The organism is gamma proteobacterium SS-5 (assembly GCA_009497875.2).
In the GTDB taxonomy this organism is placed as follows: domain Bacteria; phylum Pseudomonadota; class Gammaproteobacteria; order Chromatiales; family Chromatiaceae; genus Magnetovirga; species Magnetovirga frankeli.
The window spans coordinates 549,226-576,225 of record CP032508.2; the positions used below are offsets into that span (position 1 = coordinate 549,226).

22 protein-coding genes and 1 pseudogene are annotated in these 27,000 nt (G+C 59.9%); 8 read left to right on the top strand and 15 right to left on the bottom strand.

Annotated elements, in window-relative coordinates:
* Positions 1 to 7 precede the first annotated feature (7 nt).
* The 8 genes from D5125_07825 to D5125_07865 all read left to right on the top strand — a co-directional run bounded on the left by D5125_07825 (position 8) and on the right by D5125_07865 (position 13,322).
* Positions 8 to 1,342: a dihydroorotase gene (locus D5125_07825; protein QFY89405.1), complete on the top strand. Its 1,335-nt coding sequence runs from the start codon at positions 8 to 10 to the stop codon at positions 1,340 to 1,342.
* Between the two features lie 158 nt (positions 1,343 to 1,500).
* Positions 1,501 to 2,163: a protein-L-isoaspartate O-methyltransferase gene (locus tag D5125_07830; GenBank protein QFY89406.1), complete on the top strand. Its 663-nt coding sequence runs from the start codon at positions 1,501 to 1,503 to the stop codon at positions 2,161 to 2,163.
* A 90-nt stretch (positions 2,164 to 2,253) separates the two neighbouring features.
* A complete protein-coding gene (gene glmU, locus D5125_07835; GenBank protein ID QFY89407.1) occupies positions 2,254 to 3,618 on the top strand; it encodes a bifunctional UDP-N-acetylglucosamine diphosphorylase/glucosamine-1-phosphate N-acetyltransferase GlmU in 1,365 nt (454 codons plus the stop codon).
* Positions 3,618 to 5,453, top strand: a complete 1,836-nt coding sequence (gene glmS / locus D5125_07840; protein QFY89408.1) for a glutamine--fructose-6-phosphate transaminase (isomerizing) — start codon at positions 3,618 to 3,620, stop codon at positions 5,451 to 5,453. The genes glmU and glmS overlap by 1 nt, the downstream gene beginning before the upstream one ends.
* The gene (locus D5125_07845) at positions 5,450 to 6,235 is read left to right on the top strand and encodes a tRNA threonylcarbamoyladenosine dehydratase (protein QFY89409.1); all 786 of its coding nucleotides are present in this window, start codon (positions 5,450 to 5,452) and stop codon (positions 6,233 to 6,235) included. Before glmS ends, D5125_07845 begins: the two co-directional genes overlap by 4 nt.
* Before the next feature lie 1,798 nt (positions 6,236 to 8,033).
* Complete coding sequence (locus tag D5125_07855; protein QFY91087.1) at positions 8,034 to 10,841, top strand: DEAD/DEAH box helicase; 2,808 nt, start codon at positions 8,034 to 8,036, stop codon at positions 10,839 to 10,841.
* A 266-nt stretch (positions 10,842 to 11,107) separates the two neighbouring features.
* A complete protein-coding gene (locus D5125_07860) occupies positions 11,108 to 12,229 on the top strand; it encodes a DNA cytosine methyltransferase (GenBank protein QFY89411.1) in 1,122 nt (373 codons plus the stop codon).
* Positions 12,213 to 13,322, top strand: coding sequence for a hypothetical protein (locus D5125_07865; protein ID QFY89412.1), 1,110 nt, complete (start codon positions 12,213 to 12,215; stop codon positions 13,320 to 13,322). The genes D5125_07860 and D5125_07865 overlap by 17 nt, the downstream gene beginning before the upstream one ends.
* Positions 13,323 to 13,563: 241 nt before the next feature.
* Here the strand turns inward: D5125_07865 and D5125_16970 are convergent, their stop codons facing one another.
* From D5125_16970 to D5125_07945, 15 genes and pseudogenes are all read right to left on the bottom strand, one after another.
* Positions 13,564 to 14,121, bottom strand: a complete 558-nt coding sequence (locus tag D5125_16970; protein ID QPB72223.1) for a hypothetical protein — start codon at positions 14,119 to 14,121, stop codon at positions 13,564 to 13,566.
* Between the two features lie 105 nt (positions 14,122 to 14,226).
* Positions 14,227 to 14,616: a transcriptional regulator gene (locus D5125_07875; GenBank protein QFY91088.2), complete on the bottom strand. Its 390-nt coding sequence runs from the start codon at positions 14,614 to 14,616 to the stop codon at positions 14,227 to 14,229.
* 14 nt (positions 14,617 to 14,630) lie between these two features.
* Positions 14,631 to 14,990 carry a hypothetical protein gene (locus D5125_07880; protein ID QFY89414.1) on the bottom strand — a complete coding sequence of 120 codons (360 nt, stop codon included), beginning with the start codon at positions 14,988 to 14,990 and terminating at the stop codon, positions 14,631 to 14,633.
* Positions 14,991 to 15,700: 710 nt separating this feature from the next.
* A complete protein-coding gene (locus tag D5125_07885) occupies positions 15,701 to 17,101 on the bottom strand; it encodes an AMP-binding protein (GenBank protein QFY89415.1) in 1,401 nt (466 codons plus the stop codon).
* Positions 17,095 to 17,706 (bottom strand): hypothetical protein, encoded by a 612-nt coding sequence (locus tag D5125_07890; protein QFY89416.1) that lies wholly within the window; start codon positions 17,704 to 17,706, stop codon positions 17,095 to 17,097. The genes D5125_07885 and D5125_07890 overlap by 7 nt, the downstream gene beginning before the upstream one ends.
* The gene (locus D5125_07895; protein ID QFY89417.1) at positions 17,703 to 19,517 is read right to left on the bottom strand and encodes a VWA domain-containing protein; all 1,815 of its coding nucleotides are present in this window, start codon (positions 19,515 to 19,517) and stop codon (positions 17,703 to 17,705) included. The genes D5125_07890 and D5125_07895 overlap by 4 nt, the downstream gene beginning before the upstream one ends.
* Positions 19,511 to 20,521, bottom strand: coding sequence for a hypothetical protein (locus tag D5125_07900; protein ID QFY89418.1), 1,011 nt, complete (start codon positions 20,519 to 20,521; stop codon positions 19,511 to 19,513). The genes D5125_07895 and D5125_07900 overlap by 7 nt, the downstream gene beginning before the upstream one ends.
* Complete coding sequence (locus D5125_07905; protein QFY89419.1) at positions 20,509 to 22,095, bottom strand: AAA family ATPase; 1,587 nt, start codon at positions 22,093 to 22,095, stop codon at positions 20,509 to 20,511. The genes D5125_07900 and D5125_07905 overlap by 13 nt, the downstream gene beginning before the upstream one ends.
* Before the next feature lie 794 nt (positions 22,096 to 22,889).
* Positions 22,890 to 24,326 carry a dihydrolipoyl dehydrogenase gene (lpdA, locus tag D5125_07910; protein QFY89420.1) on the bottom strand — a complete coding sequence of 479 codons (1,437 nt, stop codon included), beginning with the start codon at positions 24,324 to 24,326 and terminating at the stop codon, positions 22,890 to 22,892.
* A gap of 694 nt (positions 24,327 to 25,020) precedes the next feature.
* Complete coding sequence (locus tag D5125_07925; protein ID QFY89422.1) at positions 25,021 to 25,299, bottom strand: DUF2442 domain-containing protein; 279 nt, start codon at positions 25,297 to 25,299, stop codon at positions 25,021 to 25,023.
* Complete coding sequence (locus D5125_07930; protein ID QFY89423.1) at positions 25,259 to 25,498, bottom strand: DUF4160 domain-containing protein; 240 nt, start codon at positions 25,496 to 25,498, stop codon at positions 25,259 to 25,261. Before D5125_07930 ends, D5125_07925 begins: the two co-directional genes overlap by 41 nt.
* 102 nt (positions 25,499 to 25,600) lie before the next feature.
* Positions 25,601 to 25,828 (bottom strand): hypothetical protein, encoded by a 228-nt coding sequence (locus tag D5125_07935; GenBank protein QFY91090.1) that lies wholly within the window; start codon positions 25,826 to 25,828, stop codon positions 25,601 to 25,603.
* A 163-nt stretch (positions 25,829 to 25,991) separates the two neighbouring features.
* A pseudogene (locus tag D5125_07940) lies at positions 25,992 to 26,192 on the bottom strand (transcriptional regulator).
* 191 nt (positions 26,193 to 26,383) lie between these two features.
* Positions 26,384 to 26,590, bottom strand: a complete 207-nt coding sequence (locus D5125_16975; protein ID QPB72224.1) for a hypothetical protein — start codon at positions 26,588 to 26,590, stop codon at positions 26,384 to 26,386.
* Positions 26,587 to 27,000, bottom strand: coding sequence for a type II toxin-antitoxin system VapC family toxin (locus tag D5125_07945; GenBank protein QFY89424.1), 414 nt, complete (start codon positions 26,998 to 27,000; stop codon positions 26,587 to 26,589). The genes D5125_16975 and D5125_07945 overlap by 4 nt, the downstream gene beginning before the upstream one ends.

Sequence of the window (27,000 nt, forward strand, 5' to 3'; positions counted from 1 at the left end):
CCAAGACATGACCCAGACCCTGATCAAAAACGCCCTGCTGGTCAACGAGGGCCAGCGTTTCGAGGGCGACCTGCTGATCGAGCAGGGACGCATAGCACGCATTGGCGCGGACATCCCAGCGGCCGGGGCCGAGGTTTACGATGCCGCGGGTCGACTGCTGATGCCGGGAATGATCGACGATCAGGTGCATTTTCGCGACCCCGGCCTGACCCACAAGGCAGACTTGGTCAGCGAATCCCGCGCCGCCGTGGCCGGCGGCATCACCAGCTTCATGGAGATGCCCAACACCAACCCGCAGACGGTGACCCTGGATGCCCTGGAGGCCAAATACCAACGGGCCGCCGGACGCAGCCACGCCAACTTTGCCTTCTACCTGGGCGGCACCAACGACAATCTGGAGCAGATCAAGCGCCTGCGCCCGGATCAGACCTGCGGCATCAAGGTATTCATGGGGGCCTCCACCGGCAACATGCTGGTGGACGACCCGGCCATACTGGAGGCCATCTTCCGTGAGGCCCCCATGCTCATCGCCACCCATTGCGAGGACACGCCGAGCATCCAGGCCAACGAGGCGCGCTACCGTGAGCAGTACGGCGCAGACATCCCCATGGCCCTGCATCCCCGGATTCGCAGCGCCGAGGCCTGTTGGAAGTCCTCTGCCCTGGCGGTGGAGCTGGCCCGGCGGCACGACACCCGCCTGCATGTATTGCACATCACCACGGCGCGGGAACTGGCCCACTTCAGCCCAGGCCAGGGGGACAAGCGGATCACCGCCGAGGCCTGTGTGCACCATCTGTATTTCGATGAGGGCGACTACGCCGAGCTGGGCGGCCTGATCAAATGCAACCCGGCCATCAAGACCCGAGCCGATCGCGATGGCCTGCGCCAGGCCCTGATCGATGGCCGCATCGATCTGATCGGCACCGACCACGCCCCCCACACCCTGGCGGAGAAGGCCGGCAGCTACTTCAACTGCCCGGCCGGCCTGCCGCTGGTACAACACGCCCTGCCCATGGCCCTGGAGCTGTATCACGACGGCCTGATCGCGCTGGAACTGCTGCTGGACAAGCTCACCCACAGCCCGGCACGGCTGTTCGACCTGGCCGAGCGCGGCTACCTGCGCGAAGGCTACTGGGCCGACCTGGCCCTGGTGGACCTGAACGCCGAGGATCGGGTAGAGCGGGAACGGCTGCTGTACAAATGCGGCTGGTCGCCCCTGGAGGGCCGCCGCCTGCGCTCGCGTATCGCCGCCACCTGGGTCAACGGCCTGCAGGTCTATGATGGTGAACAGGTAGCGCAACAGGCCAACGGCCAGCGGCTGAAGTTCCAGCGCCAGCCCTGATCACGAGGATTTCCGCCCAGACAGGGCGGCCTACCCAGCCCGCCCCGGTCAGAACTCAACTTGAGCATCGGAGATCAGCGGCCAGCGGCATTTGCGCGGCAAATGACCTTTCCGGGATAATCCGGCCCAGTTCAACCCCACAAGACAGGCCCCTACCCATGCATCAAGCCCTACTCGAAACGGCGCGCCACAACATGATCATGCAGCAGATCCGTCCCTGGAGCCCCATCTCTGACCGGGTGCTGGAGACCCTGCAAAGCATCCCGCGGGAAGACTTTGTACCCGCCGCCTACCGCAACCTGGCCTTTGCCGATCTGGAGATCCCCCTGGCTGGGGGCCGCTGCCTGCCGCCACCCCGAGTCGAGGCGCGCATGCTCGACGCCCTGGCCATCCGCGCCAACGACAACATCCTTGAGATAGGCACCGGCAACGGCTACCTCAGCGCCTGTCTGGCCCGACTGGGGGGCTATGTCACCAGCATCGACAGCAACCCCGACTACAGCGCCGAGGCCGGCAAGCGGCTGGCGCGGCTGGGCATCCACAACATCTCCCTCAGCCGGGGCGATGTGCAGCACCTGCCCGGTGGCTCCTTCGATGTCATCCTGCTCAACGCCGGTGCCCTGCAGCGGCGTCATCCCGGGCTGGAACAGGCCCTGGTCCCCGGCGGCCGCCTGTTTGCCGTCATCGGCCAGGCCCCGGCCATGCAGGCCTGCCTGATCCGCCGCAGCGCTCAGGACCAATGGCAATGCCAAGCCCTGTTCGAGACCCAGATCCCCCTGTTGGAAGAGGCACCAGCACAGGCCCAGGGCTTCAGCTTCTGAGGCGGTACGGGGCCCTGTGCTATGCTCGGCACAGCAGCAGGCGATGAGTGGCAAACCCCAATGTTGTTCACAGCAACCCAAAGGAACCCCATGAAGCTCGGCATCATCATTCTCGCCGCCGGTCAGGGCACGCGCATGCGTTCGGCCCTGCCCAAGGTGTTGCACGACCTGGCCGGTCGGCCCTTGTTGCAGCATGTCATCGACACCGCCCTGGAGCTGCAGCCGGAGCTGATCGCCCTGGTCTATGGCCATGGCGGCGAGCTGCTGTGCCAGAGTCTGCCGGATGCGCCGGTGGTCTGGGTGGAGCAGGCCGAGCGGCTGGGCACGGCCCATGCGGTGGCCCAGGCGATGGAGGCGGTGGCCGGACTGGATCGGCTGCTGGTGCTCTATGGCGATGTGCCCCTGATCCGCGCCGAGACCCTGCGCCATCTGCTGGACTGCGCCGAGGGCGGGCTGGGGCTGTTGACCGCCGAGCTGGCCGATCCTGGCGGCTATGGCCGCATTGTGCGCAATGATCTGCGCCATGTGCAGCGGATTGTCGAGCACAAGGACGCCGATGCCGAGGAGCTGGCGATTCGCGAGGTCAACAGCGGCATCATGAGCCTGGATCGGGCGCAACTGCAGGGCTGGCTGCAGCGCATCGGCAACGATAACGCCCAGGGCGAGTATTACCTCACCGACGTGGTCGGCCTGGCGGTGGCCGATGGGGTGCCGGTGGAGGGGGTGGTGATCGCTGATCCCAACGAGATCCTCGGCGTCAACGACCGCGTCCAGCTTGCTGACCTGGAACGCCGCTACCAGCACCGCGCGGCGGAGGGGCTGATGCGCGCTGGGGTGAGCCTGCGTGATCCGGCGCGGTTTGATCTGCGCGGTCGCCTGCAGGCGGGGCAGGATTGCCTGATCGACATCAATGTGATCATCGAGGGCGAAGTGGTGCTGGGAGATGGGGTGCAGATCGGCGCCCATTGCCTGCTCAAGGACTGCCAGATCGCTGCCGGCACCCAGGTGCTGCCCCACTGCGTCATCGACCAGGCGCTGATCGGCCCGGATTGCCGCATCGGCCCCTTCGCTCGCATCCGCCCCGGCACCGAGCTGGCCGGGCACAACCACATCGGCAACTTCGTCGAGACCAAGAACGCCCAGGTGGCCGAGGGCAGCAAGATCAACCACCTCAGCTACATCGGCGACAGCCAGATCGGCCGCAAGGTGAATGTCGGCGCCGGCACCATCACCTGCAACTACGACGGTGCCAACAAGCACCGCACGCGGATCGGCGATGGTGCCTTCATCGGCTCCAACAGCGCCCTGGTGGCGCCGGTAGAAATCGGCGCGGGTGCTACCATTGGCGCCGGTTCGGTGATCAATAAGAACGCCCCCGATGGGGAGCTGACCCTGACCCGGGCCAAGCAGATGACCCTCAAGGGCTGGAAACGGCCACAGAAGGAGCAGAAATAATGTGCGGCATTGTCGGCGGCATCGCCCAGCGCGATCTGCGCGAAATCCTCATCGAAGGCCTGCGGCGGCTGGAATACCGCGGCTACGACTCCGCTGGCCTGGTGCTGATTCAGCCGGACCAGCGCCTGCAGCGCTGCCGCCGCCTGGGCAAGGTGCAGGCCCTGGCGGAGGCGGTAGCGGCGGAGGGGCTGAGCGGTTCGCTGGGTCTGGCACACACCCGCTGGGCCACCCACGGTGCCCCCTCGGAGCAGAACGCCCATCCGCATCTCAGCGGCGACCAAGTGGCCCTGGTGCACAACGGCATCATCGAGAACTATCAGGAGTTGCGCAGCGCCCAGCGCGCCGCCGGCCATAGCTTCAGCTCGGAGACGGATACCGAGGTCATAGTCCACGCCATCGCCGATCAGATGGACCAGGGCCATGACCTGCTGCAGGCGCTGCAGGGCACCCTGGGTCAGCTCAAGGGGGCCTACGCCCTGGGGGTGATCTGTCAGGCCGAGCCCGAGCGGCTCGTCGCCGCCCGCCACGGCAGCCCGCTGGTGATCGGCCTGGGTTTTGGCGAGCACTTCATCGCATCCGATATGGCCGCCCTGCTGCCGGTGACCCAGCGCTTCATCATCCTCGAAGAGGGCGACATCGCCGAGCTGAGCCGCGACGGCGTTAAGGTCTATGACGCCGAGCTGCGGCCGGTGGAGCGGCCGGTGCATGAGTCGCGCCTATCCGCCGATGCCGTCGAGCGCGGCGAATACCGCCACTTCATGCTCAAGGAAATCCACGAGCAACCCCGCGCCCTGGCTGACACCCTGGAGGGGCGGCTGTCTGCCGACTGCCTGCTGATCAGCGCCTTTGGCTACGCCGCCGAGGAGCTGCTGGGGCGGGTGCGAGCGGTGCAGATCGTCGCCTGCGGCACCAGCTATCACGCCGGCTTGACCGCACGTTACTGGATAGAGCGCTATTGCGGTCTGCCCTGCAGTGTCGAGGTGGCCAGCGAATTCCGCTACCGCCAGCCGGTGGTGCTGGCCGATTGCCTGTTCGTCAGCATCTCCCAGTCCGGCGAGACCGCCGATACCCTCGCCGCCCTGCGTCAGGCCAAGCAGCTGGGCTATGTCGCCAGCCTGGCCATCTGCAACGTGGCGGAAAGTGCCCTGGTGCGCGAATCTGACTTGGTGCTGCTGACCCACGCCGGGCCGGAGATTGGCGTTGCCTCTACCAAGGCCTTTACCACCCAGCTGGCGGCGCTGCTGCTGTTGCTCGGCGCCCTGGGACGTAGCCGTGGCCTGATCGGTTGCGACGAGATCGAACTAGTGGCCCAGCTGCGCAGCCTGCCGGGGCTGTGCGAGCGCATCCTGCAGCTGGACGAGCCGATCCGCGCACTGGCCGAGGCCTTTGTCGATAAGCAGCACGCCCTGTTTCTCGGTCGCGGCAGCCTCTACCCCATCGCCCTGGAGGGCTCCCTCAAGCTCAAGGAAATCTCCTACATCCACGCCGAGGCCTACCCAGCGGGTGAGCTCAAGCACGGCCCCCTGGCGCTGATCGACGAGGACATGCCGGTAGTAGCGGTAGCCCCCAACAACGCCCTGCTGGACAAGCTCAAGGCCAATCTGGAAGAGGTCCGCGCCCGCGGCGGCCAGCTCTATGTGTTCGCCGATGAGGCCGTCTGCCTCAGCGAGACCGGCGAGGGCTATACCGTGCTGGCCCTGCCGCATTCGGCGCAGCTGGTCGCCCCCATCGCCTACACCCTGCCGCTCCAGCTGTTGGCCTACCACGTCGCCGTGCTCAAGGGCACCGACGTGGATCAGCCGCGCAACCTAGCCAAGTCTGTCACCGTGGAATGAGCCGCCAGGATAACAGCGCGGAAAGCGGCCAGGAGCGGCGTTTTGCCGGGGTGGCCCGGCTCTATGGCCAGACCGCTGTGCAGGGCTTTGCCAGCGCCCATGTCTGCGTGGTCGGGGTAGGAGGGGTAGGTTCCTGGGCGGTGGAGGCGCTGGCGCGCAGCGGTATAGGCCAGCTCAGCCTGATCGACGCCGACCACCTGGTCGAATCCAACATCAACCGCCAACTACAGGCGCTGGACACCACCCTGGGCATGGCCAAGACCCAGGCCCTGGGCCAGCGCATCGGCCAGATCAACCCCCAGGCCAGGGTGCATTCGCTAGAACAGATGCTGAGCGAGGAAAACCTAAGCGCGCTGCTGCCAGGGGACTGTGATTATCTGCTCGACTGCATCGACAACTTCCGCGTCAAGGCCGCCCTGATCCACCACTGCAAGCGCCGCAAGCTGCCCCTGCTGACCCTGGGCGGCGCTGGCGGCAAGCGCGATCCGGGCCTGATCCGCCTGGCCGATCTGAGCCGCACCGAGCACGATCCCCTGCTGGCCAAGACGCGCAAGCAGCTGCGTCAGGGCTACGGCTTCTCCAGCAACCCCAAGCGCCGCTTCGGCGTGCCCTGCATCTATTCACAGGAGCAGTCCCGCCCCAGCCAGGGCTGCCCCCAGTCCGACGCCAGCCTCAACTGCTCCGGCTTCGGCTCCTCCATGGCGGTCACTGCCAGCTTCGGCCTGTTCGCCGCCGCCCAGGTGCTCAAGTATCTCAGCGAGCGAGAATTACGAACAGAATAGGGTCAGGTCTAGAATCATAGTCATTTCCTTCTTTTAGAGTAAAAGACATACTTTGTAGTCTAAAATCTAGACCTGACCCCTTTTCCCGCTTGACCCCTTTTCCCGCATGAGCTGATCATGCCGGTTTCCGATGAAGGCCGCCAAGGTCAAGAACTCCCCGGATTCCGCCCTTCGACAGGCCCTTCGGCAGGCTCAGGACACCGCTCAGGACATCGCTTCGCTACATCCGGGCTACAGGGCAGATACGATGCCGAGAAGCGCAGCGCGTGCGTGGAGCGTTGAGTTATTCTTTCTGCAAGAACACCTCTGTACCTCTACGATCTCCACGCTTCTTTGCGTTCTCTGCGTCCTGACCTGTTTTGGCTTGATCGGGTAGGTTCGGTGGTTATCCAGAGGTTAAATCAAATCCGGAGTTAGCATGAAATTCAGCCGCGCAGAGGACATCCTCCAGGGCCTCAGCCATGAGGCCGGCCACCTGGCCCTGGCCCTGGCATTGGCCTGGGAGGCCCAGCCCAAGACCACACTGTATAAGATACTTGCCCCCCTGGACCTGAAGAACGCCGCTGGCAAGGCCTACCAGGCGGGAGAATTGACCGCCATGGTGCAGGAGCTGAAACAGAAAAAGCTGCTGGACACACCCAAGCCGCGCCTGCTTAAAGGTCGATACCCGGCTGAATTCCTGGTCCTCAAGCATGAAATCCGCGTCCCGCTGTATGAGCATCTGCTCAATCGCTATACCGCAGGCCAGCTGACAGGAGCCCTTTATCCTGCCGTCGGCTATATCCACCGCAGCATCTATAGCTGGGGACTGCACGATCTGGCCTCAAGCCTGGGGGTACTGCGCCTGATGCTGGCCACGGCGGAAAATGCCGATACATTCCATGCCAGCCTTGACCTGTTCGCCTCACATAACGGCTTCTATTATGAGTATCTTGCACTGCTGGGCCTTGATCCCTGGGACCCCCTGCTGGTGGAGCGCATGCTACCGGCCATTCGCAACAACTTCCTGCATCAGGCTCTGACCCAGCAGGTTAATCTCTACACCAACCCCAATCGACCCCTGCTGGACTATATCCACCAGCAGCTGCAGACGGTGCCGCAAAACCTGGATGAAAATGTCCGTCTGACGATGGTCGAAAACCTGCTGCAACAGGGCCAATGGCAAGCCATAAAGCCATGGCTGGAGGGGCTGGAAAAGGCTCCCGTAACAGCCCACTACTGCCAGTACTTCGAAGGCTCGGTCCTGACCCTGCAAGGCCAGTTCGACAAAGCCATACCCCTGTTTGAAGAAGCCCTGAAGCAGGGGCGTAAGTTCACCGGCCTGAAACGCAATCTGCTGCCCCATAGCTCAGCCTGGCACTATCCCCTTGCCCTCATGGCCAGCAATGATCAGGCGCAGCTGGAAAAGGCGTTGAAGTATTGCCTCGCGGAATCACGCAAGCGCAAGCCGGAACCCTCCAGCTACTGGGGCCTCTGGGTGCATGTTCTGGAGGTGCGCCTGGGGCTGAAGGAAAACCAGTTTGATCTCAGCGAGACCCTTTCCGATGAGGTGCATTTGGGCGATGTGACCTTTCTGCTGGCCTGCGCCTGGCTCGGCCCCCAGACCCTGGGTCTGACCCCGGCCAGGATCAAGACCCTCCAGCCGAAGATCGATGCGTATCGCCGACAGCTACGCGATAGCGGCCGTCAGGCCCTGCTGGACTGGCTCAATGCCGCCTGGGACCGGCTGCAGGACAAGCCCGTGCCCGACTGGTTCTTCACCGCCGCGCAGCCAGAGCCCTGGCGCCAGACCCTGGAGATGCTGCGCAGCCTGGCCGAACCCCAGGAACAAACCCCAAGCCGCAGCACACGCCTGATCTGGACCCTGAGGATCGACGCCGATGGAGCCCTCAAAGGCATCAAGCCCCTGCAGCAAACCCATGGCAAACGCGGCTGGAACAAACCCAGAGCCATCAGCTTCAACCAGCTGATGAAGGCCGCCGACCTAGCTCCCTGGGATCTGAAACTGCTCGCCTCGATTCGGCCGGATCGTTACGACAAACGCTATTTCAGCATTGACCTGGCCAGCGCCATCGCCGCCCTGGTCGGCCACCCGGCGGTAGCGCTGGAAGATCAGCCCGAGCAACTGCTGGAGCTGGTTGAAGGCCAGCCGGAACTGGAACTCAAGGCCCAGCGCGGCGGCTTCGTCCTGCGCATCAATCCCAAGCCCCGTGGCTTGGAGCATCTGAGCCATTACAGCTATCTGAGTAACGCCGAGCAGGATTCCCTGCGGGATCTCTGCTTCACCACCCTGGTGCAGGACAGCCCCAGCCGCCTGCGCTTGATCCGCTTCAGCCCGGCGCAGCAGCGCATCGCCCAGGTGTTGGGCGAGAGTCTGAAGCTGCCGGAGCAGGCCAAGGAACCCCTGCAAGAGCTGATGCACAGCTTCGCCGGTCAGTTCCAGGTGCAGGGCGAGGCAGTTCAGGCCAGCCGCGAGGTAACGGCGGAAAGCCGCCTGCGCGCCGAGCTCAGCCCGGTCGGCGAAGATCTGCTGCTGCGCCTGGTGGCCGCACCCCTGGGTCCCGATGGCCCACGCCTACCGCCGGGGCAGGGTCGCAAGCAGCTGATCGGCCGTATAGGCGAGGAAACCCTCGGCTGCCAGCGCGACCTCAAGGCCGAACAGCAGCATCTCAATCAACTGCTGGACGCCCTGCCCTTTCTCGTCGATCCGCAACTGCAAGGCGGCTGCGAATGGCTATTGGATGACCCCGAGCAAGCGCTGGGCACCCTCGAACTACTACCGCAACTGGACGGCCTGGCCGGGCTCGACTGGCCCAAGGGCAAGCCGGTGCAGGTCATCCCACTGGAAGGCTCGGCGGTCAAGCTGCAGGTCAAATCCCAGCAGGACTGGTTCAACCTGCAGGGCGAGGCCGAGCTGGACGAAGGCCTGGTGGTCAGCTTCGAGCTGTTGCTGCAAGCCGGGCGCAGCGGCAGCCGCTTCATCCCCCTCGGCGAAGGCCGCTACGCCGCCCTCAGCCGCCGCCTGAAAGAGCGCCTGAGCGAACTGGCTGGGGTGGTGGAAAGCCAAAAGAACCAGCTGCAAGTGCCGCGCCTGGCCCTGCCCTGGCTGCAGGAGCAGCTCGACGGCCTTAACGCCCAGTTCGACAAGGGCTTTCGTCAATCCCTGGAGCAACTGCAACAGGCCCAGGACCTGCAGCCCAAGCTGCCCAAGGCCCTGCAGGCCGAGCTGCGCCCCTATCAAGAAGACGGCTACCAATGGGCCATGCGCCTCGCTGCCGCTGGCTTTGGCGGCTGTCTCGCCGACGACATGGGCCTGGGCAAGACCCTGCAGGCCCTGGCCGTGCTGCTCGCCCGCGCCGCCGATGGCCCGGCCTTGGTGGTCGCGCCCACCTCGGTGTGCGGCAACTGGCTGGCGGAATGCGCCCGCTTCGCCCCCAACCTCAACGCCAGCCTCTACAGCGAGGCCGACCGCGAAAGCCTGATCGCCGAAGCCGGGCCGATGGACCTGATCATCGTCTCCTACGGCCTGTTGCAACAGGCCGGCGATCGCTTCGCCAGCCGGCGCTGGCACAGTCTCATCTGCGACGAGGCCCAGGCCTTCAAGAACGCCGCCGCCAAGCGCGCCCAGGCCATCTTCGAGCTGGAGGCCGACTTCCGCCTCGCCCTGTCCGGCACCCCGGTGGAAAACCGCCTGGCCGAGCTCTGGTCGATCATGCGCTTCGCCAACCCCGGCCTGCTCGGCAGCCTGCCCCGCTTCAACCAGCGCTTCGCCAACCCCATCGAACGGGACCAGGACCGCAACGCCCAGCACATCCTGCGCCGCCTCATCGCCCCCTTCGTCCTGCGCCGCACCAAGACCCAGGTACTGCAGGAGCTCCCCGCCCGCACCGAACTGGTGATGGACATCGAACTCCCCCAGGCCGAGGCCGCCCACTACGAGGCCCTGCGCCGCCAGGCCCTGGTGGACATCGAACAGAGCATGAAGGAAGGCGGCCCCGGCAGTGCCCGCTTCCACATCCTCGCCCAGCTCACCCGCCTGCGCCGCGCCGCCTGCGACCCGCGCCTGGTCAACGAGCGCTTCGCCAGCCAGGGTGCCAAGTTGCAGGCCTTCGCCGAACTCGCCGCCGAACTGGTCGCCAACGGCCACAAGGCCCTGGTGTTCAGCCAGTTCGTCGATTTCCTGCAAATCCTGCGTCAGCCGTTGGACGAAGCCGCCATCAGCTACCAATACCTCGACGGCAGCACCCCTGCCACCGAACGCACCCGCCGCGTCAACGCCTTCCAGGCCGGCGAGGCCGACCTCTTCCTCATCAGCCTCAAGGCCGGCGGCTTCGGCCTCAACCTCACCGCCGCCGACTACGTCGTCATCACCGACCCCTGGTGGAACCCCGCCGCCGAAGACCAAGCCATGGGCCGCGCCCACCGCATGGGCCAACAACGCCCGGTCACCGTCTATCGCCTGGTCAGCCAGGGCACCATCGAAGAGCGCATCATCCAACTCCACCACGCCAAACGCGCCCTCGCCGAAGGCGTGCTCTCCGGCGAAGAAAGCACCGCCCTGCCCTCAACCGATGACCTGATGGAATTGATGCGGGGTGGGGAGTAGGATTTGGGGTTTATGGGTTAGGATGTTCAGATTCAGAAAAATCCACGGAACGGAAGAACAAGGTAATAGGCAAACTGTCACCGTAATTAAATCGGGTATGCACATATAGAGATCTAAATGTAGATATCTATATGTGCATGCCTAAATATAGAGACAAGATAACTAAATCTAGATATTCATCTCTACATTTAGAGATTATTCACGGGACGGCTTGTCCGTCCATTACATGTTAGCTGCATGAACCCAAAATTTTACGGAGTCGAAATTTGAAGAAGCAAGAGTTACAAGCCATAAGCCTGTTTTCGGGTGCTGGTGGCATGGACATAGGCGTACGGGATGCAGGTTTCAATATTCTTGCAGAGATAGAGTTAGACCAGCACTGCTGCGCAACACTTGAGGCCAACGCCGAAGCCCAAGGGTATGGTTCTAAAGTCATTCATGCAGACATACGAAATCTTAACCCAAAGCAATTAATGACCGAATTATCCGTAAAGAAGGGTGAACTTGATTTACTTTTCGGTGGGCCACCTTGCCAATCCTTCTCTTTGGCAGGAAAGCAGCGTGGCTTGGAAGATGAACGAGGACTACTCCTTTTTGAAATAATTAGGTTTGCTAAAGAGATGCAGCCTAAAGTTATTTTTCTTGAGCAAGTCAAAGGGTTGCTTTCCTCAAAGGGGCAAAACAATAGGCGGGGCGAAGTATTTGAAAAGTTCCTTGGAGAACTGGAAGCCATAGACTACACACCGAAGTGGCGCGTCATTATGGCAGCCGATTACGGTGTTCCACAATTAAGGGAACGGCTTTTTGTCATAGCAACCAGAGGACGCAACGGATTTTATTACCCTGAACGAACACACGCGCCTATAGAGGAATGCAATGGGTTATTTTCGTACAAGCCATACATCGGAATAGGTGAAGTTCTAAATGGACTGTCAGAGCCAGACCCAAAAATTAAAGGCAAAACTGTGTACGACAGGGAGGACAGCCATGTCGATGTAACTCCACCACGAGATCGTGAGCGAATTGCTCAAGTCCCTGAAGGCTCTTATTTAGCGGCCCAAACCCACCTTGGGGAAGAACTCCGTTGTGGTTTGTCACCAAAGGATACAACAAAATATTTACGCCTTCACCGAAAACGCCCCTCAAATACATTGCGGTGCGGGGAAATCTTTTATCACCCTACTAAAAGTCGATATTTGACTCCTAGAGAATACATGCGAATACATGGTTATCCTGACAGCTACATATTGAAGGGGCCTATTCGATCAAGAACGGGGTCGGTTCCAAACTTAGATCAGCACAGGCAAATTGCCAATTCTGTCCCGCCCCCCTTGGCTACAGCAATGGCACTCCAAATCAAAGGATTTCTAGATGAGCAAAATATTTGAACTGTACGGTTATCGTCTTGACTGCTGGAATGTAGAAGCCTCTGACAACAGAAAAAAAGCATGGTGCCCTTTTATGGATGCCGAATGTGACGGTGGTGGAAACCGTTACCTTTCCGCACTAGACATCAGTAAGAATCCAAAGCTGGGGAAGTTTTTCCCAGGAAAGAAAATAGTCCAGTCCGGTGTTTGCTCTTTGCGTTTGCGAGATTCTGAACAGCCATGGATTGTTTGCCCACGTCGTTTGTTGTCCTTGAAAGGGCAGAAGTCCAACTATCAAACTCATGTTCGTGAGCAATTGGTCAAATATTCAAATCTTGAACAGGGAAAACTCTACCGGGCATGGTCTGAAGTTAAAATGAAAGTGGAAACCACCAATGATGACGAGGAGGCAAAATCCTTCGATTACACTTTTGATTATGTCATAGCTGGCTCGAGCCGAAAAAAACTATCTGAAGTAGCCGTCCTTGTTGGAAAGGGTCTTGGCGCAACCCAAAAAATGGCTGAAGACAATCAATATACATTAGCATCCCGAAACGGCGAGCTTTGGATTGATGACTTTCCTTCTGATCCAATTGTTATTGTTGAAATCATGACGTCAAGCACATCAGGGGGAGATAAAAAGAAGCGAACCCAGATTGCAATGGCTTGTGAGGATGCCGTTGTTTCTCCAGAAAATCATAACGGTCCAGGAATTAACTATCGCCAAGTATGGGCGAGAATGGTTAGTCAGTTGATCGTAAAATCTCAAGTCGGGCTTGCTTGGAATGGCAAAACCATCTGGCTTCTTCAGGATCTTCTTGCCCAATACATTTCATCTACTACAGCGCTGGATTTGTCAAAGTATATCTCACAACATCCTGATGAGGTGAATATTCTTGCATTCGGTTATGGCGAAGTCGATGCGAAGCCTACAGTTCCAATCATTGAATTGCGCGATTCTACTTTTTATGCAGGGCCTATTACTGAAAACGCGGGCAATTCTGTTTCTAAAGGATTTGTTGAGATTGTAAAAATTGGTGCTCCACCTGGGAAAGAGCACCTATGGCGATCTTTGTTTAAGAAAAAATCATGTGGAAATGTCACTTGGAAATGAAGAAACAAGCAGCTAACGCATATTAGGGGACAGACCCCAATTTTTTCCAAGAAAGCCAGCCAGCGTTGAAGTTTAGAAGACATTCAAAATCATCTTTTCCATCACTCTTAATGTCATCAAGTGAGAGCAAGCAGTTGTAATATGTTGTTTCTATGCTGATATTCATGTTTTATTATTTCAGCTAACGCCAAGCCTCAGCGGACCCGCGCGCCTTTGGCGCGGGGTCCGCTGGAGGCTAATGTTAGCATTCGTTGTGGACTTTTAGTTTTTCTAAACTATAAATATATGGCTGGTGTCTGCCGCCTAAAAATCCTTTCATATAAACGATAGCTTTGTTGTTCTCTGGGCCAACACTTACATGAAATGGACTATGCGGCGAGTAAAAATATAGACGATCATAGTTTGTATTTTCTGCTACCCAGCACGCCACGACAAGAGAACTAACTCCGCCAACATAAAAATCAACTGCTATCCCTCGCCGATCACAAATCAGCTTATTGTTTTTGTTTAGCTCTGACCCAGAATGCTGATCACCCGATGGCGTAATGTTTGGATAATGGTTCTTTTTTATTTCCTTCACCAATGTTGGGGAGCTGAAACCATAAGTAAGATTTACTTTGCCAAAGTATTCTTGGACAGGATCAAGTATTTCCTGAGTGATTCGTTCGATGGCGCGGTACGTATCTATTTGTTGCGGGACGTTGCGTATACGGGTTTTTTTCCATGTATCACTACATTCTATAAAGTCACGGTATGAGAAATGCAGTCCGCATTTATCATCTATGTTTGGCAATTCCATAATTCAACCCTGCAAAATTTATAATGCTAACGCCGCAAATCAGCCGCGCACGCCTTTGGCGCGTCGGCTGAATTTTCCGTGTTAGGAATGCGCCATAGATGCCGACTAAGCATGACTTTGAACTGGGCTGCTATAATGCAAGCCAAACTCAACTCTAAAGTCCGTAGCTTTTACTTTTGGTACTAGTTTGCTACCTTGCTTAGGCAATTCAACAATGCCATATCTCTCAAGCGTTTTTAGGGTTCGAGATAAATTCGATTTCTTTCTATGGCTAAGGGTTTCAAGCTCAGCGAGAGAACGAGGTTTATGCTCGATAATTATTTTAAGCAATTCCTGATTGTCGCTACTTAAAATCTGTGCCATTGAACTCAAAGATTCAAACCAAACTTTTGGCTCGTCTCTCCTAGGCTTATATTCACCTTTAGCTATAGCTATAGTTCTTTTCATATAATCTTGCCTAGATATGATTCCAACTTTCATTACTTTTGTAGCCATATCAATTTCACCTATTAAGAACCATTTATAATACCATTTACATCATTCCAAAAATCTTCGAGCAACTGCGCTGCAGTTTCAAACTCGTATAGTGTTACTATGTGTCTTTCATGCTTATGGTCCCATTCTAACCTTTTGCCATAGTAATTATTTCGTTTGGGCTTAATGCCGTGCGCATTATCATACCCTATAATTCTGGTATTATATTTATCGTGTAGAGTTAATGAGTATTTTATCCCGTGCGGTATCATATCATTCGGATCTACGACTTTGGCTTCGATCTTGGTCCAATACTCGTTATCCATAGGGAACACCTCTCCATTCATGTCTAGCAAGGTGGATAGCCCGTGATCAAAGCTAAATTTATCAGTCATTTGCGCTCGCTGATTGACAAGTTATCATCTGCTGATAACGCTAATATAGCACAGTTCCATGGATATTTCTAATATATAATAGACGGCGCAGCCGTCATTCTCGAATATATCTATATGTAGATACTTATTTCTGTATCTAGATATACAGATGTAGATACCCTATTATTCCATTCGGGTTGCTTCTATTTCAATATCGTCAACTAAGCGCGGAAGCGCTGGCTGAGCGAAGCCGAAGCCAGCCGCTGCTGGCTTCGACTCCGCTCAGCGAACGGCTCAAGCAGCCAGAAAATGACTCCATTGGATTCTAAACCCAACGATCATGGGGCGACCCCACACCTATCTGCGCTAGGTGTGGGGCACCCCAAACAATGAGCGTCGTTTTGCCCCTGATTATTCCCCCCCCCAACCCCGTCCCGGGGGGAGGGGGAGCAAACGCGCGCTTCGCGACTTTCACAGTGAAGCTACCACTCCTGAATAGCGAAGTGCCCACGGTCTCGACCTTGGTCTCCAGATTCCGCCAGCGGCCTTAGTCTTGTCACACAGTTCGGAACGAGGATCGACGGCGGTTCCAGGTTTTGAATGGGCAGCTCACTAAGCAGCTTGGAGCCTCGGGCGATGTTGTCCGTGTCGATGGGGATGTGGCTGTTGGCGTCCGGTGCGGTGGCGGTTTGACTGGGGCCGTTGCTTTCCATCCAGGCCAGTGGCGGTTGTTAAACCGGCGATAGTTCCGAGCTGTAGGACAGCAGCTTGCCGCCGGGTTGGTCATTGCCCAGATGGGGGGTCTCGATGATCTCCAGGGGTAGTGGGCCGAACAGGGCGTCGAAGCCTTGGCGCAGGGCCTGCTGGTCGATGCGCACGCCCAGCGCCGGGCGGACGCACAGGCGCAGGGAGCCGTCGGCGGCCTGATGCAGTTGGTGCTGCACCCAGACCTGGCCGCGCAGCACATAGCCTATGTCCAGCGGGTGGATGCTGGTGCCGTTGTGGGCGCGAAACAGCACCGGTTGGCGTGCCTGCAGGTCATACAGCCGAGGGGCTGGGTCGGCGCGGCTGCCGACGTGGTCAAGGCGGGCGTAATCGCCGGTGCGGTAGCGCAGCAGGGGCAGGTAGGGGTTACGGCCGCCGCTGATGCAGATCTCCCCCAGCTCGCCTGCCGCCACCGGATAACCCTCGGCATCCAGCAGTTCCAGATAGATGTCCGGCGGCAGCTGGCTGAAGCCGGCATCGTCCGGCCCGGCGTAGGCGATGGGGCCGGTCTCGGTGCTGGAGTAGAAGTCGATCACCGGGCAGCCGTAGCGGCTTTGCAGTCGTTGTTTCAGCCCGCTGGACAGGCAGCTGGCGGTGGAGATCATGGCCTTGGGGCGGTAGTCCAGGCCCCAGTCGGCGTAGGTGGCCAGGGATAGGGGGTCGCCGGTGAGAAACTCGGGGCGCAGATCGGCGAAGAAGCCCTGGGCCTGCTCCCGTCCCCAGCTGGCCGGGTGCAGGTTGACCTTGGCGAAACCGGCATTGCCCCAGGCGGCGAAGACATTGGCGAAGGTGACGGTGCGTGCCTCGCTGCCCAGGTTGATGCAGGCGACATGCTGGGCGTCGAGCTTAGGCCGGACCCCGTGCTGGGCCAGGGCGAATTCCAGCAGGGGATGATTGAGGGCCACCGCCGCCGGGTGGTTGGGCACGTCCAAGGCATGGCCGCTGCTGGTGCCGCTGGTCTCATAGACGATCAGCCGTTCCAGCTCGGCCTCTTGCGGCAGCAGCTGTTCGATACGGCTGGCGATGTCCTCGCGGCAGCTGGTGGGGATCTGGGTCCAGTCGCGGCGCAGGGCAAACCCGGCCGGCAGCCGCTGGCGCCACAGGGGCACCTGGGGTCTGAGGCGTTCGATCCAGGCCAACAGCCAGTCCGGCGGGCCGGGCTGCCAGCGAGGGCGCTCCTCGGCGATCTGGCGTCTATAGGCGTGCAGCGCGGGCAGGTCAGCGGCCTGCAGGCGGTCGCCGACGCGGTAGTTCCAGCGCGGTGCCAGGGGATGTTGGTGCAGACGGCAGAACATGCGCCAGCCGGCCTCATCCAGTAGGGGATTGCGCTCCTGGCGGGCGGCAAATTCGGCGTCCCAGGCTACCATTCGCGGTTGGCCTTGGCGGCGGCCTCACGCGCCTGTTGTTCCGCCATTTGCTTCTTCAGCTGGCGCGCCTTGGCCGCCTCCTTGCGGGCGCGGGCCTGGCTCAGCACCCGCTCACGCTCGATGCTGTCCAGGGCGCTCAGACGATCGGCGGCCTGGTGTTCCGACTCGCCAGCCGGGCGCAGCTGCAGCCAGGCCAGCACGCGGCGCGCCAGTTCCTCGCGCCGCTCTGCCTCGCTGATGAAGCGCTCGGCATCGATCAGCCCGGCCAGCTCGGCCAGCTCGCCCGGCCCCAATCGCAGCCGCTCGGTCAGCAGGGTCAGGCGCTCGGGTTGTTGGGCCAGCGCGGCGCGCAGCTCCTCGGCATACAGCAGCCAGCAGCAGATGGCCAGCAGGCGGGCCTGGTTGCGCTGGGTCTTGTCCTTGGGGCTGAAGGCGGCGGCCTGCTCCACTGACAGCGGGGCGCCGCCGAGGAGTAGCAGTAGGTCACTGACCAGGGCGGGCAGGTACAGCTGGCCGTGGCGGCCCAGACGCGGCTCGGCCAGAAAGGGCGCCGGGGTCTCCGCCAGATGCCGGGTCAGCGCGTGCAGCAGGGGGGCTGGGTTCATGCCAGGTCCTCCCGGTGGTAGGTGGCGCGGGCGAAGGCGCGGGCAAAATCCAGCATCTGCTCCTGGCTGGAGACCCGATGCACGCGCCAGCCGCTGGCCTGCAGGCGGGCGATGGCGCTGCCCTCCGCGCTGCCATAGGTGTAAGGCAGATTGAGCACGGCGCTGGCCCCGCCGCCGGCGCGTCGCGCCGCCTGTTCGGCCAGCTGCCAACCGTTGCCGTCGCTGTTTTTGTAGTCATCCAGCATGCTGAACAGGTCGGCATCGCTGATGATCAGCAGGTGCAGCGGTCGCTTCGGTGGCGGCGGGTCCATGATGGCGTCCTGCAGGCGGCCGATGCCAAAGGCGTAGCCCGTGCCCAGATAGCCGGTGAGCAGGCGCAGCACCTCCTCGGCGCTGCGGGTAAAGCCCTGGGTCTGAGCGAACTCACCGGGTTCGCCGGACAGGCAGGCCATCACCCGGGCGTTGGCGCGTAGGGCGGAGAGGGCGATGACGGCCCCGGCCAGCACCGGGTAGGACAGCTGCCGCTCCGGGTTGGCCATGGAGCCGGAACAGTCTATGCCCAGATAGAGGTCCAGGGGCAGACGCGCCGGTTCGCCGCCCGGGCTTTCGCCATAGCGGCGTTGCAGGGTGGTCAGGCCGGGGATGAGCAGCGGGCTGCGGCTGAGGGACTCCAACCAGTCCACCGCCGCCAGGGGCTCGCCCGTGTCCCAGGGGTCCAGCCCCTCCGGCAGGGGGTCACTGGCCTGCTGCGCCCGGCGGCTGGGGTAGGGGATCAGATGGGGCCGCGCCAGTTCCTTGTAATAGCGCATGACCAGCTCCTTGCGCGGCACCCGCACCCCGGCGGATTGCATCAGCCCCAGATAGTCCTGCGGCCCTCGGTAGCGGCGCTTGCGGCCGCCCTGTTGCTCGCGTCCGCTGGTGGTATTGGGCGTCTCGGCCTTGTCGGCAGCCTCCGGCGGCTCGGCGGGCCGGTCGATGCCGGACAGGCGCGGGTCATCCCGTGGGTCCAGGTTGGCCTCGGTCTCGGTCGGGTCCAATTCCGCCAGGCCATCGGGGATCTGCTCGCCGCTACCGGCCGCGCTGGCGTCCAGCAGGCGGCCAAAGGCCTGCTGCGGCCGGTTCCGCTCTCGGCTCAGATAGGGATAGAGCAGGCCGGCGAAGCGTCCGGCGCCCTCCAGCCAATCCTGGCTATAGACCCGGATCAGGCGGGCGCCCAGGGCGGCATCGGCGGCTAGCTCCGCGCTGATGCGGCCCTGGCTCAGGCTACCGCTGGGCAGGGACCAGAGCTGTTCATAGATGCGCATGTAGAGATTCCACAGCGGACCGGGGTCTTCCTTGGGGCGCAGGGCGCGATACAGACCGGCCAGGTCGAGACCGGCGCTGCGCGCCAGGCGGTCATTGATCAGCAGATCGGTATAGAGATTGCCGACCCAGGCGGCCTGCTGTTGCAGGCCGGGCAGGGCGGCGCGCAGGCGGGCCAGCAGGCGGGCGTTGTCCGCCAGATCGGCCGGGGCCAGTACATGATGGCCCACCTCATGGGCCAGCACCTCGCGGGCGAAGCCCTCAAGCCCCAGCTCGACCACCTGCCGCAGACTGACCAGCACGGCGTGGTCGTTGAGGCGGATCATGGCGAAGCTCTGCGCCAGGCCCTCGGCCTGTTCCGCCGCCTCATCCAGCAGAAAGCGCGGCGGCGGCAGGCGGGTAAAGGGGCTCCAGCTGGCCAGCGCCTCGGGCCAGGCCTGACGCCAAGCGGGCAGCAGGGCCTCGGCGCGGGATGGGCCGCTAACCAGGCGGGAGAGCCGCTCTAACACAGGGCCACCAGGAACAGATAGTGGCTATGGGGCAGGGATACCACCAGGCAGTGCTCAGTGGATGCCGCTGAACTCCAGCCGGCCAGCTGGCTAAACTGGGCGCGGTGCGGGCCACGGCTGACGCGGCCATCGCGCTCCAGGCCAAAGTGGGTCCAGCTGTCCGGCTCGCCCTCGGGCAGGTCGTTGCCCACCGGCTTGAGGGTCTGGCCATAGGCGTCGGCGTAGAGACGCCAGGCCTGGCGGCTGTCCAGGGCATAGATGGCTTGATCGAAGCGCATCAGCTCGGGCGGGTCGGCAAAGGGGCCGTCAAAACCGATAAAGCCGCCGATTCGGCCCAACAGGCGCAGGGTCTTTGCGTCGCCTTCCGGTTGGTCTGGCCGGTACCAGGGGTCGGCCAGCTTAGCTAGCAGGGCGGCATCCGCCAGCTCTGGCCGCTCCATGAGCGCGCCCACTAGCCCAGGGGGCAGGGCGGACGCGGCCTGCAGGGCACCCTCGCGGTAATGGGCCAGACCGCAGCGCCAGGCGGCCAGCTGGCCGACACGCAGCAGGCTATCCAGATCCCGCAGCCGGGGTGCCAGGGCGGTCAGGCGCTCGATCCAGCAGGTCGGGTCAGCCCCTGGCTCCTGTGCCAGGTTATAGACGGCATTGCCCAGGGCGGCGAGGAGCGGCCGCGGCTGGGCCAGCAGCAGCGGGGTCAGGGCGGGTAGCAGGCGCTCGAACAGCAAGGCCAGCGCCGGCAGCCTTGCCCCTGCTGGAGTCCCTGGCCCCAGCAACTCTTGCGCCGTCAGTTGCAGGCAGAGGTCGTAGAGTGGCGAGACCAGCCGGTCCAGGGCGCTGTCATCGGCCTCGGCCAGGGGCTCCAGTAGGGGCGCGGCATACTGGCGCAGTACCGCAAAAAAGGCATCCGCCTGCAGGTGCCGGTGCAGATGCCGGGCCTGGGCAAAGCGCTGATTGTAATCGGCGCGCTGGCGCAGCAGGGCCTGGGCCAGGACTAGGTTTGCCACTTGAGCCAGCCCAGATAATTACTGTAGCGCTGATGCAGGTACTTGAGCTTAAGGATGTCGTCGAACATGTGGCCATAGAGCTTGCGCCCGTTGGACCAGTCGCGCAGCACGCCTTCGATACGCGCCAGGCGCTTGCGCACCTCGCTCGCGCTCAGGCCCTCCAGACCGCGCTCAAACTCCGCCTCCAGCTCGCTCAGGGGGTCGTCCCGCTCCAGGCCCAGGCGGTCGAACTCCTGACAGGAACGGTCAAACAGGCCGCGCAGCCAGCTGATGCGATCCACCCGCAGGGTAAGCTGCCCTTCCTGCTCGAAGGCCGGGGCGTCCGGGTTCTGGCTGAGCTTGTCGTGCATGACGAAGGGGATCATCTGGCGCATGTCCTCAAAGCCCACGGCGCGGGCGCCGCGAAAATAGGCCATGGCCTTGATGAAGACGATGCAGGTCATCAGGGCGCGCACGGAAAAGCCGTTCAGCGACTGGCTGCCCAGGTCCATCTGCGCGCTCTTGCCGCTGGACTCGACGTTCAGGCTGGCAAATTCCAGGCCGGAGAGCTTGACCGTGTCCTTGGTCAGGTATTCAAACTGATTGGCGGCCGGTTCAAAAAACTCAAAATGGCTGGCGAAAAACTCCAGCCGCCGACGCAGGTCGGGCGGGAACTCCACCGCCAGGATCTCGCCCTCCAACCGCTCCAGCTCGGCGGGGCTGAAGATGATCTGGTCGGGCACCAGGCGCTCCGGCTGCAGGCCCTCCTCGATGCGCAGCAGCAGCTCGCCGAGAAAGCGGGTGTTGAAGTGCAGGGCCTTGACCACCACGTCGATGCGATCACGCAGGGCCTCTATCACCTGATAGGTGCCGCCGCCGGCATCGTCGTTGGCGGTCAGATACCAGGCCGCCGGTGGGCACTCGTAGATCTGGTCGTAGATCTCGGCGTAGTTGTCCGCCAGGGTGGTGAGCAGGGCCGACTGGGTGCGAGTGGGGATGCGGTTGTATTCATCGATGATCTTGACCCGCATGGACAGCCAGCGGCGCCAGGCGATCTTCACCTCGTCCATGGACTGGGCGCTGACCAGGCTGGAGGGCAGCGGATTGCCGAGCAGATCGGCAATGGTCATCTGCGGCTGGCCGTGCTGGATGGCGCGACGGATCTCGTGCAGGTCGTAGCCCGCCAGCACCCCCATGAGGATGGCGATGGCGGTCTTGCCCCGCCCCGGACCGCCCACCAGCAGGCAGCGCCGCCGCACCGCCAGATTCAGCAGCGGCACCAGGGCGTAGCTGGAATAGCTTTGATCCGTGGGCAGGTTGAGGCTTAGCTTGCGGTCGCCCAGGGTAAAGTGCATGGGCGGCGTGCTGTTGTATTCGATGTCGTAGAAGGGCGAGATGATGGCGTGGTTGACGACCCAGAAATAGGCCTGGCGCAGCTTCTCATCCAAGGGTTGGTCCGCTGCCGCGCTGTCTGTCTTTTCTAGCGCTAGGGGGCCGCTGTAGAGATCGGCCACGTCAAACGCCTGCCGCGCACCTGGGCTGCCGGGCCGGGTCGGGGCTTGGGAAACCTTGGTAAAGCGGTCGATCTGGCTCATCGGCAGGCTCCGGTTGAACGGCTTGCTATGGTACAGCGGCTCGATTCAGCACAAGCCAGGGCCTGCGCAAGGGGCCCTGCAGTGGCTTGGCGGTGGCCGCGGACAGATTGCCAGGGCAAAGAGGTTCCGCAGCGCGGAACTTGCGCTACATCAAGGTCTAATCCTATCCTTGTGTATTCTGGTCCACCAGAATAAAGGCTTCTATTCTAGACCTGACCCCTGTTTCCTGACCCCTGTTTCCTGGTAGAAAAAAAGGACGCAGAGAGCGCAAAGAAGCGCGGAGATCGCAGAGTTGAAAAAGCTCTAGCCACGTAGCCCGGGTGCAGCAAAGCGGAATCCGGGCAGGCCCTGCAAAGCAAGCGAGCACCTTCCCAACGGCAATCCCGGACCCCGAAGCACAGGGATGTCGTGAGGCTGGGTGGCAGAAAGGATCGTTGCACTCCAGGGTACAAAATACCTCAGCTGATCACCTGCGCCGCAAAATTGGGTCGTTACCACCCTGGCGCATGGAAATCATTAACCTAAAAAGAGCATTTGGCCACAGAGCCACAGAGTACACAGAGAAAAATCAATGTGTTGGAAAGCGAACACTCAATACCTTCTAGGTGAGCCCGGTCTGATAGGTAACTCATTGAAACAACTCTGTTATCTCGGCTTTGGCTCCAGGCTTCGCTCTACCTCCTCCGTCCCTGGAGTCGTCTGTGTCTCTGTGGCTTAACTGAGGAATATAGGGATTAAAACTCTCCGTGCTCTGCGCTTCTCAGCGTGCTCTGCGTCCTAAAATTCGTGTTCATTCAGCGCTTTTTCGGTGGCAGCAGGTCGGTGATGCTGCCTTCGGCCATTTCTGCAGCCAGGCCCAGGGTTTCGCACAGGGTTGGGTGGGGGTGGATGCTCAGGCCGATGTCTTCGGCGTCGGCGCCCATTTCCAGGGCCAGTACCGCCTCGCCGATCAGCTCGCCGGCGTTGACGCCGACGATGCCGGCACCGAGGATGCGCTTGGTCTCGGGGTCGAACAGCAGCTTGGTAATGCCCTCCTCCCGGCCAATGCCCAGGGCGCGGCCGCTGGCAGCCCAGGGGAAGACACCCTTGTCGTAGGCTATGCCCTTGGCCTGGGCCTCGGTCTCGGTCAGGCCCATCCAGGCCACCTCGGGGTCGGTGTAGGCCACCGAGGGGATGGTCAGGGGGTCAAACAGGGCCGGCAGGCCGGCGATGACCTCGGCGGCCACCTTGGCCTCGTGGGTCGCCTTGTGCGCCAGCATGGGGTTGCCCACCACGTCGCCGATGGCGTAGATCTTCGGCACATTGGTGCGCATGTGCTGATCCACCGGAATGAAGCCGCGCTCGTCCACCTGGATGCCGGCAGCAGCGGCGTTGATCTTGTGGCCGTTGGGGCTGCGCCCCACCGCCACCAGCACGCGGTCGTACAGCTCGGCCTGCGCCGGTGCCTGCTTGCCCTCGAAGCTGACCTTGAGTCCGTCCTTTTGTGGGCTGATCTGGCTGACCTTGGTCTCCAGCATGATGCGGTTGAGCTGCTTTTTCAGGCGCCGCTCAAGGGGCTTGACCAGGTCGCGGTCACAGCCGGGGATCAGCCCCGGCTGCAGCTCGACGATGTCGATCTGGCTGCCCAGGGCGCTGTACACCGTGGCCATCTCCAGACCGATGATGCCGCCGCCGATGACCAGCATCCTGGCTGGAATATCGGCCAGTTCCAGGGCATCGGTGGAGTCCATAAGACGTGGGTCTTCGTTGGGGAAGCCGGGAATCTTCACCGCGCTGGAGCCGCAGGCGATGATGCAGTGATCGAAGCTCACCTGCTGGGTACCGTTCTTGCCCTGCACGGCGATGCGGTTGGAGCTGACAAACTGCCCCACCCCCCGCACCAGCTGTACCTTGCGCTGCTTGGCCAGGGCCGCCAGACCGCCGGTGAGCTTGTTCACCACCGCCTGCTTGCCGACACGCATCTGTTCCAGATCGATCTGCGGCGCGCCGAAGCTCACTCCCATGTGACTGATCTCCTTGGCCTCGTTGAGGATGGCGGCGGTATGCAGCAGGGCCTTGGAGGGGATGCAGCCGACATTGAGGCAAACCCCGCCGAGACTGGGATAGCGCTCGATCAGCACCGTCTTCAGGCCCAGATCGGCAGCACGAAAGGCCGCGGTATAGCCGCCAGGGCCAGCCCCCAGCACCGCCACCTGGGCCTGGATCACCTCGTTAGTCTGTGTATCGGTCATGTCGGACTCCTGGTTAAGAAAAGGGACGCAGAGGACGCAAAGAAGCGCAAAGAACGCTGAGAAACAAATATGTTACCACTGCAGCCAGCATATCCCGGCGCGCTGGGTATCCATTTGTTGTATGGCATTGCCGCCGTCCGTCATTCTGGGAGCTCCGAGCGCTGGCTCGGAGGTGTAAAGTTATAGTCTGCTGAGCAGACAATCGTATGCTTTGCAGCGCATCCCCAAATTCCGCCCTTCGACAGACCCTTCGGCGGGCTCAGGACATCGCTCAGTACATCGCTTCGCTGCATCCGGGCTAGCGGCCGCCGAGTCCCGAGTCCCGCAGCGGTGTCGAGTCCCGGCTGATCATCAATGCTTTTATTCATCTTAGCAATTGCCGGCTGTTTAATATGCAGCGTCTCAGCTATCAGCTCTTGAGAGAGTCCGCGAGCCCGGCGAAGTTCATGCAAAGGCATCTCCGCAAGTATGGCAGCGGTTTTTGCCCTCGCTCTTTCTCTCGCCTCGGGTGACATCTTCTCCCGTAGTTCTGCGTATTTCTTTGCCATCAGAGGGCACCCTCTCTATACAATTGTTCAAGGTGTTCGTCATACAGCCGATCAGCGACGGGAATCATTCTGTCATACCAGAAATTATCACCCGTCTTATCTCCACCAATAAGCAAAGAAATAGGGGGCTGACCCCTAATTTTCATTTATGCACTTGTTATGTGCTCCGACGAAATACGAGGGAAGCGCTCGGGATGCTCAATAATCTCTTCGGACAAATCAACATCCAGGTCTGGCCAATAATAATGACCTGGGCTTGGCTCCTCGACATTGATTATTGAATTTATTCTTTGGTCTTTAAACCATGGGAAGCTTTCATATGGCAGGAACAACTCTTTGTTGTGAGTTATTAGCCAAATCCCATGGATTGAAATGTTCCCTATTTCAACTTCTGAAGTGTGTTTGCCATGAGCTAACGAGTTCATTATAGTGATCCTCTATTAATCCTTCTATTTGTTTCAGTTGTTTTCTTGTATATTTGTAGTTTTTTTCGAGTTCGATTTCTGGTTCTAGCCAATATTTCGCTTCACCTTCCCCCGAAATCACATGAACATGCACTCTTTCCTCTTCTCTTGAGAAAAAGAAAAATCTATATCCGCTGTCTCTAAATACAGTAGGACTCATTTCTCTTCCTGTATAAACAAAGGGACCAGTTTCGATTTTTTCTCCAGCCTAAGACCACAATTAATTTAAATGGTAATGTGTCACCGTAATTCTGGTTCGAGTTTATGCTTTTGTTATGCCTTGACTGCTCAATTGATTAGAAATTTCAATGTCTTTTTTCAGCAACGAATTGATAACTTGATTTAACGAGAACTCTTGACCTTTGATTTTAAGCCTCTCGATAAAAAACGCCTTTACCTCTTTATCAAGGTAGATTGGTATATCAAGCTCTTCGATTGGCCTATAGAACTTGCCCTGCTCTGCACCACTAAAATCATACTCATCTTTCATCATGGATGCCTTCTTTGATATTCTTTACTTTCATTATTGCTCGCTTTTCGAGCACTAATAATTCTTACTAGCTCTATGCCATCTTGATCTTTGTTGTTCCCTCGTGCTGTGTGGGAATGCAGTACATCCGCGCTGCCGATCACGGCGAATGGTCTGACCCCTATTATTCTGCGCGTGATGGGTTGCCCTTATCGGAGTAGTCAGAGAAGTTATCGATACGCACATCGCCGTCGGGGAAATGAGCTATTACATCCAGGCGACCGCCCATAGCCTCGATGAACTTGCGCATGGTCGATAGATACATATCCGTCCGCTTCTCCATCTTGGCAATTGCCGGCTGCTTAATATGCAGCGTCTCAGCCAAAAGGCAGATGGACGCGTCCAAATCGATCTGCTCCCCTCGGTTAAGGACTCCCACCGCGCCTCAAATTCATCGGTGTATTCGATTTCCCAGTTCATGCCTTAGAGTATTAACCAGAAGAAAACAGAGGCCTGACCCCTAATTTGCAATCAAATTAGTTCAAATAATCGTGGTCTGTCCCCTATTATTCGCTATTATTTCGCTTCGCTTTCCCTAGCAGTCAGCGTCTGAACGGTTTGGCGGCGTGGGATTTCCACAAAGTGAAATCCCAAAGCATGGCAATGTGATTCAGCCGCTTTTGAATAAGCTAGCAAATCGTTATGGTATTGATCGGCGAGCAGCTCACGAGCAGCATGAATTTCAGCCACAATAGAATCGCGCCATGTTTCAGTGGTATTCATAGTGAAACCTCCATTAGCTCAAAAGGTGTTACCAATTCGGGTAGCTTATACCCCTTGGCGGCACATAAACCACGCATCACGGGTAATTGCGCCGGATTGGCAATGTGTGTGCAATTCCAGGTAAGAAGAATATCGATTTGATGATATGCTGCGCAGGCAATATGTAAAGCATCAATTCGCGCTTTAGCGGGTAAGCCACCACCCAGTAAGAGAAATTCCGCTAGCTCTGGAATTTCAGGGGTGATTGGGAGAACTGAAATATCGCGTAATGCGTTTAACCGCTCAGATGCGGCTTGCGGATCGCCCAAACTAGCTTCTTCGACAACATACGGCGAAATATAAGATATTATGATTACCCTTACATGCTCCCACCATGACTTGGTAATCTTCTGGTAGGCCGACTTTATCAT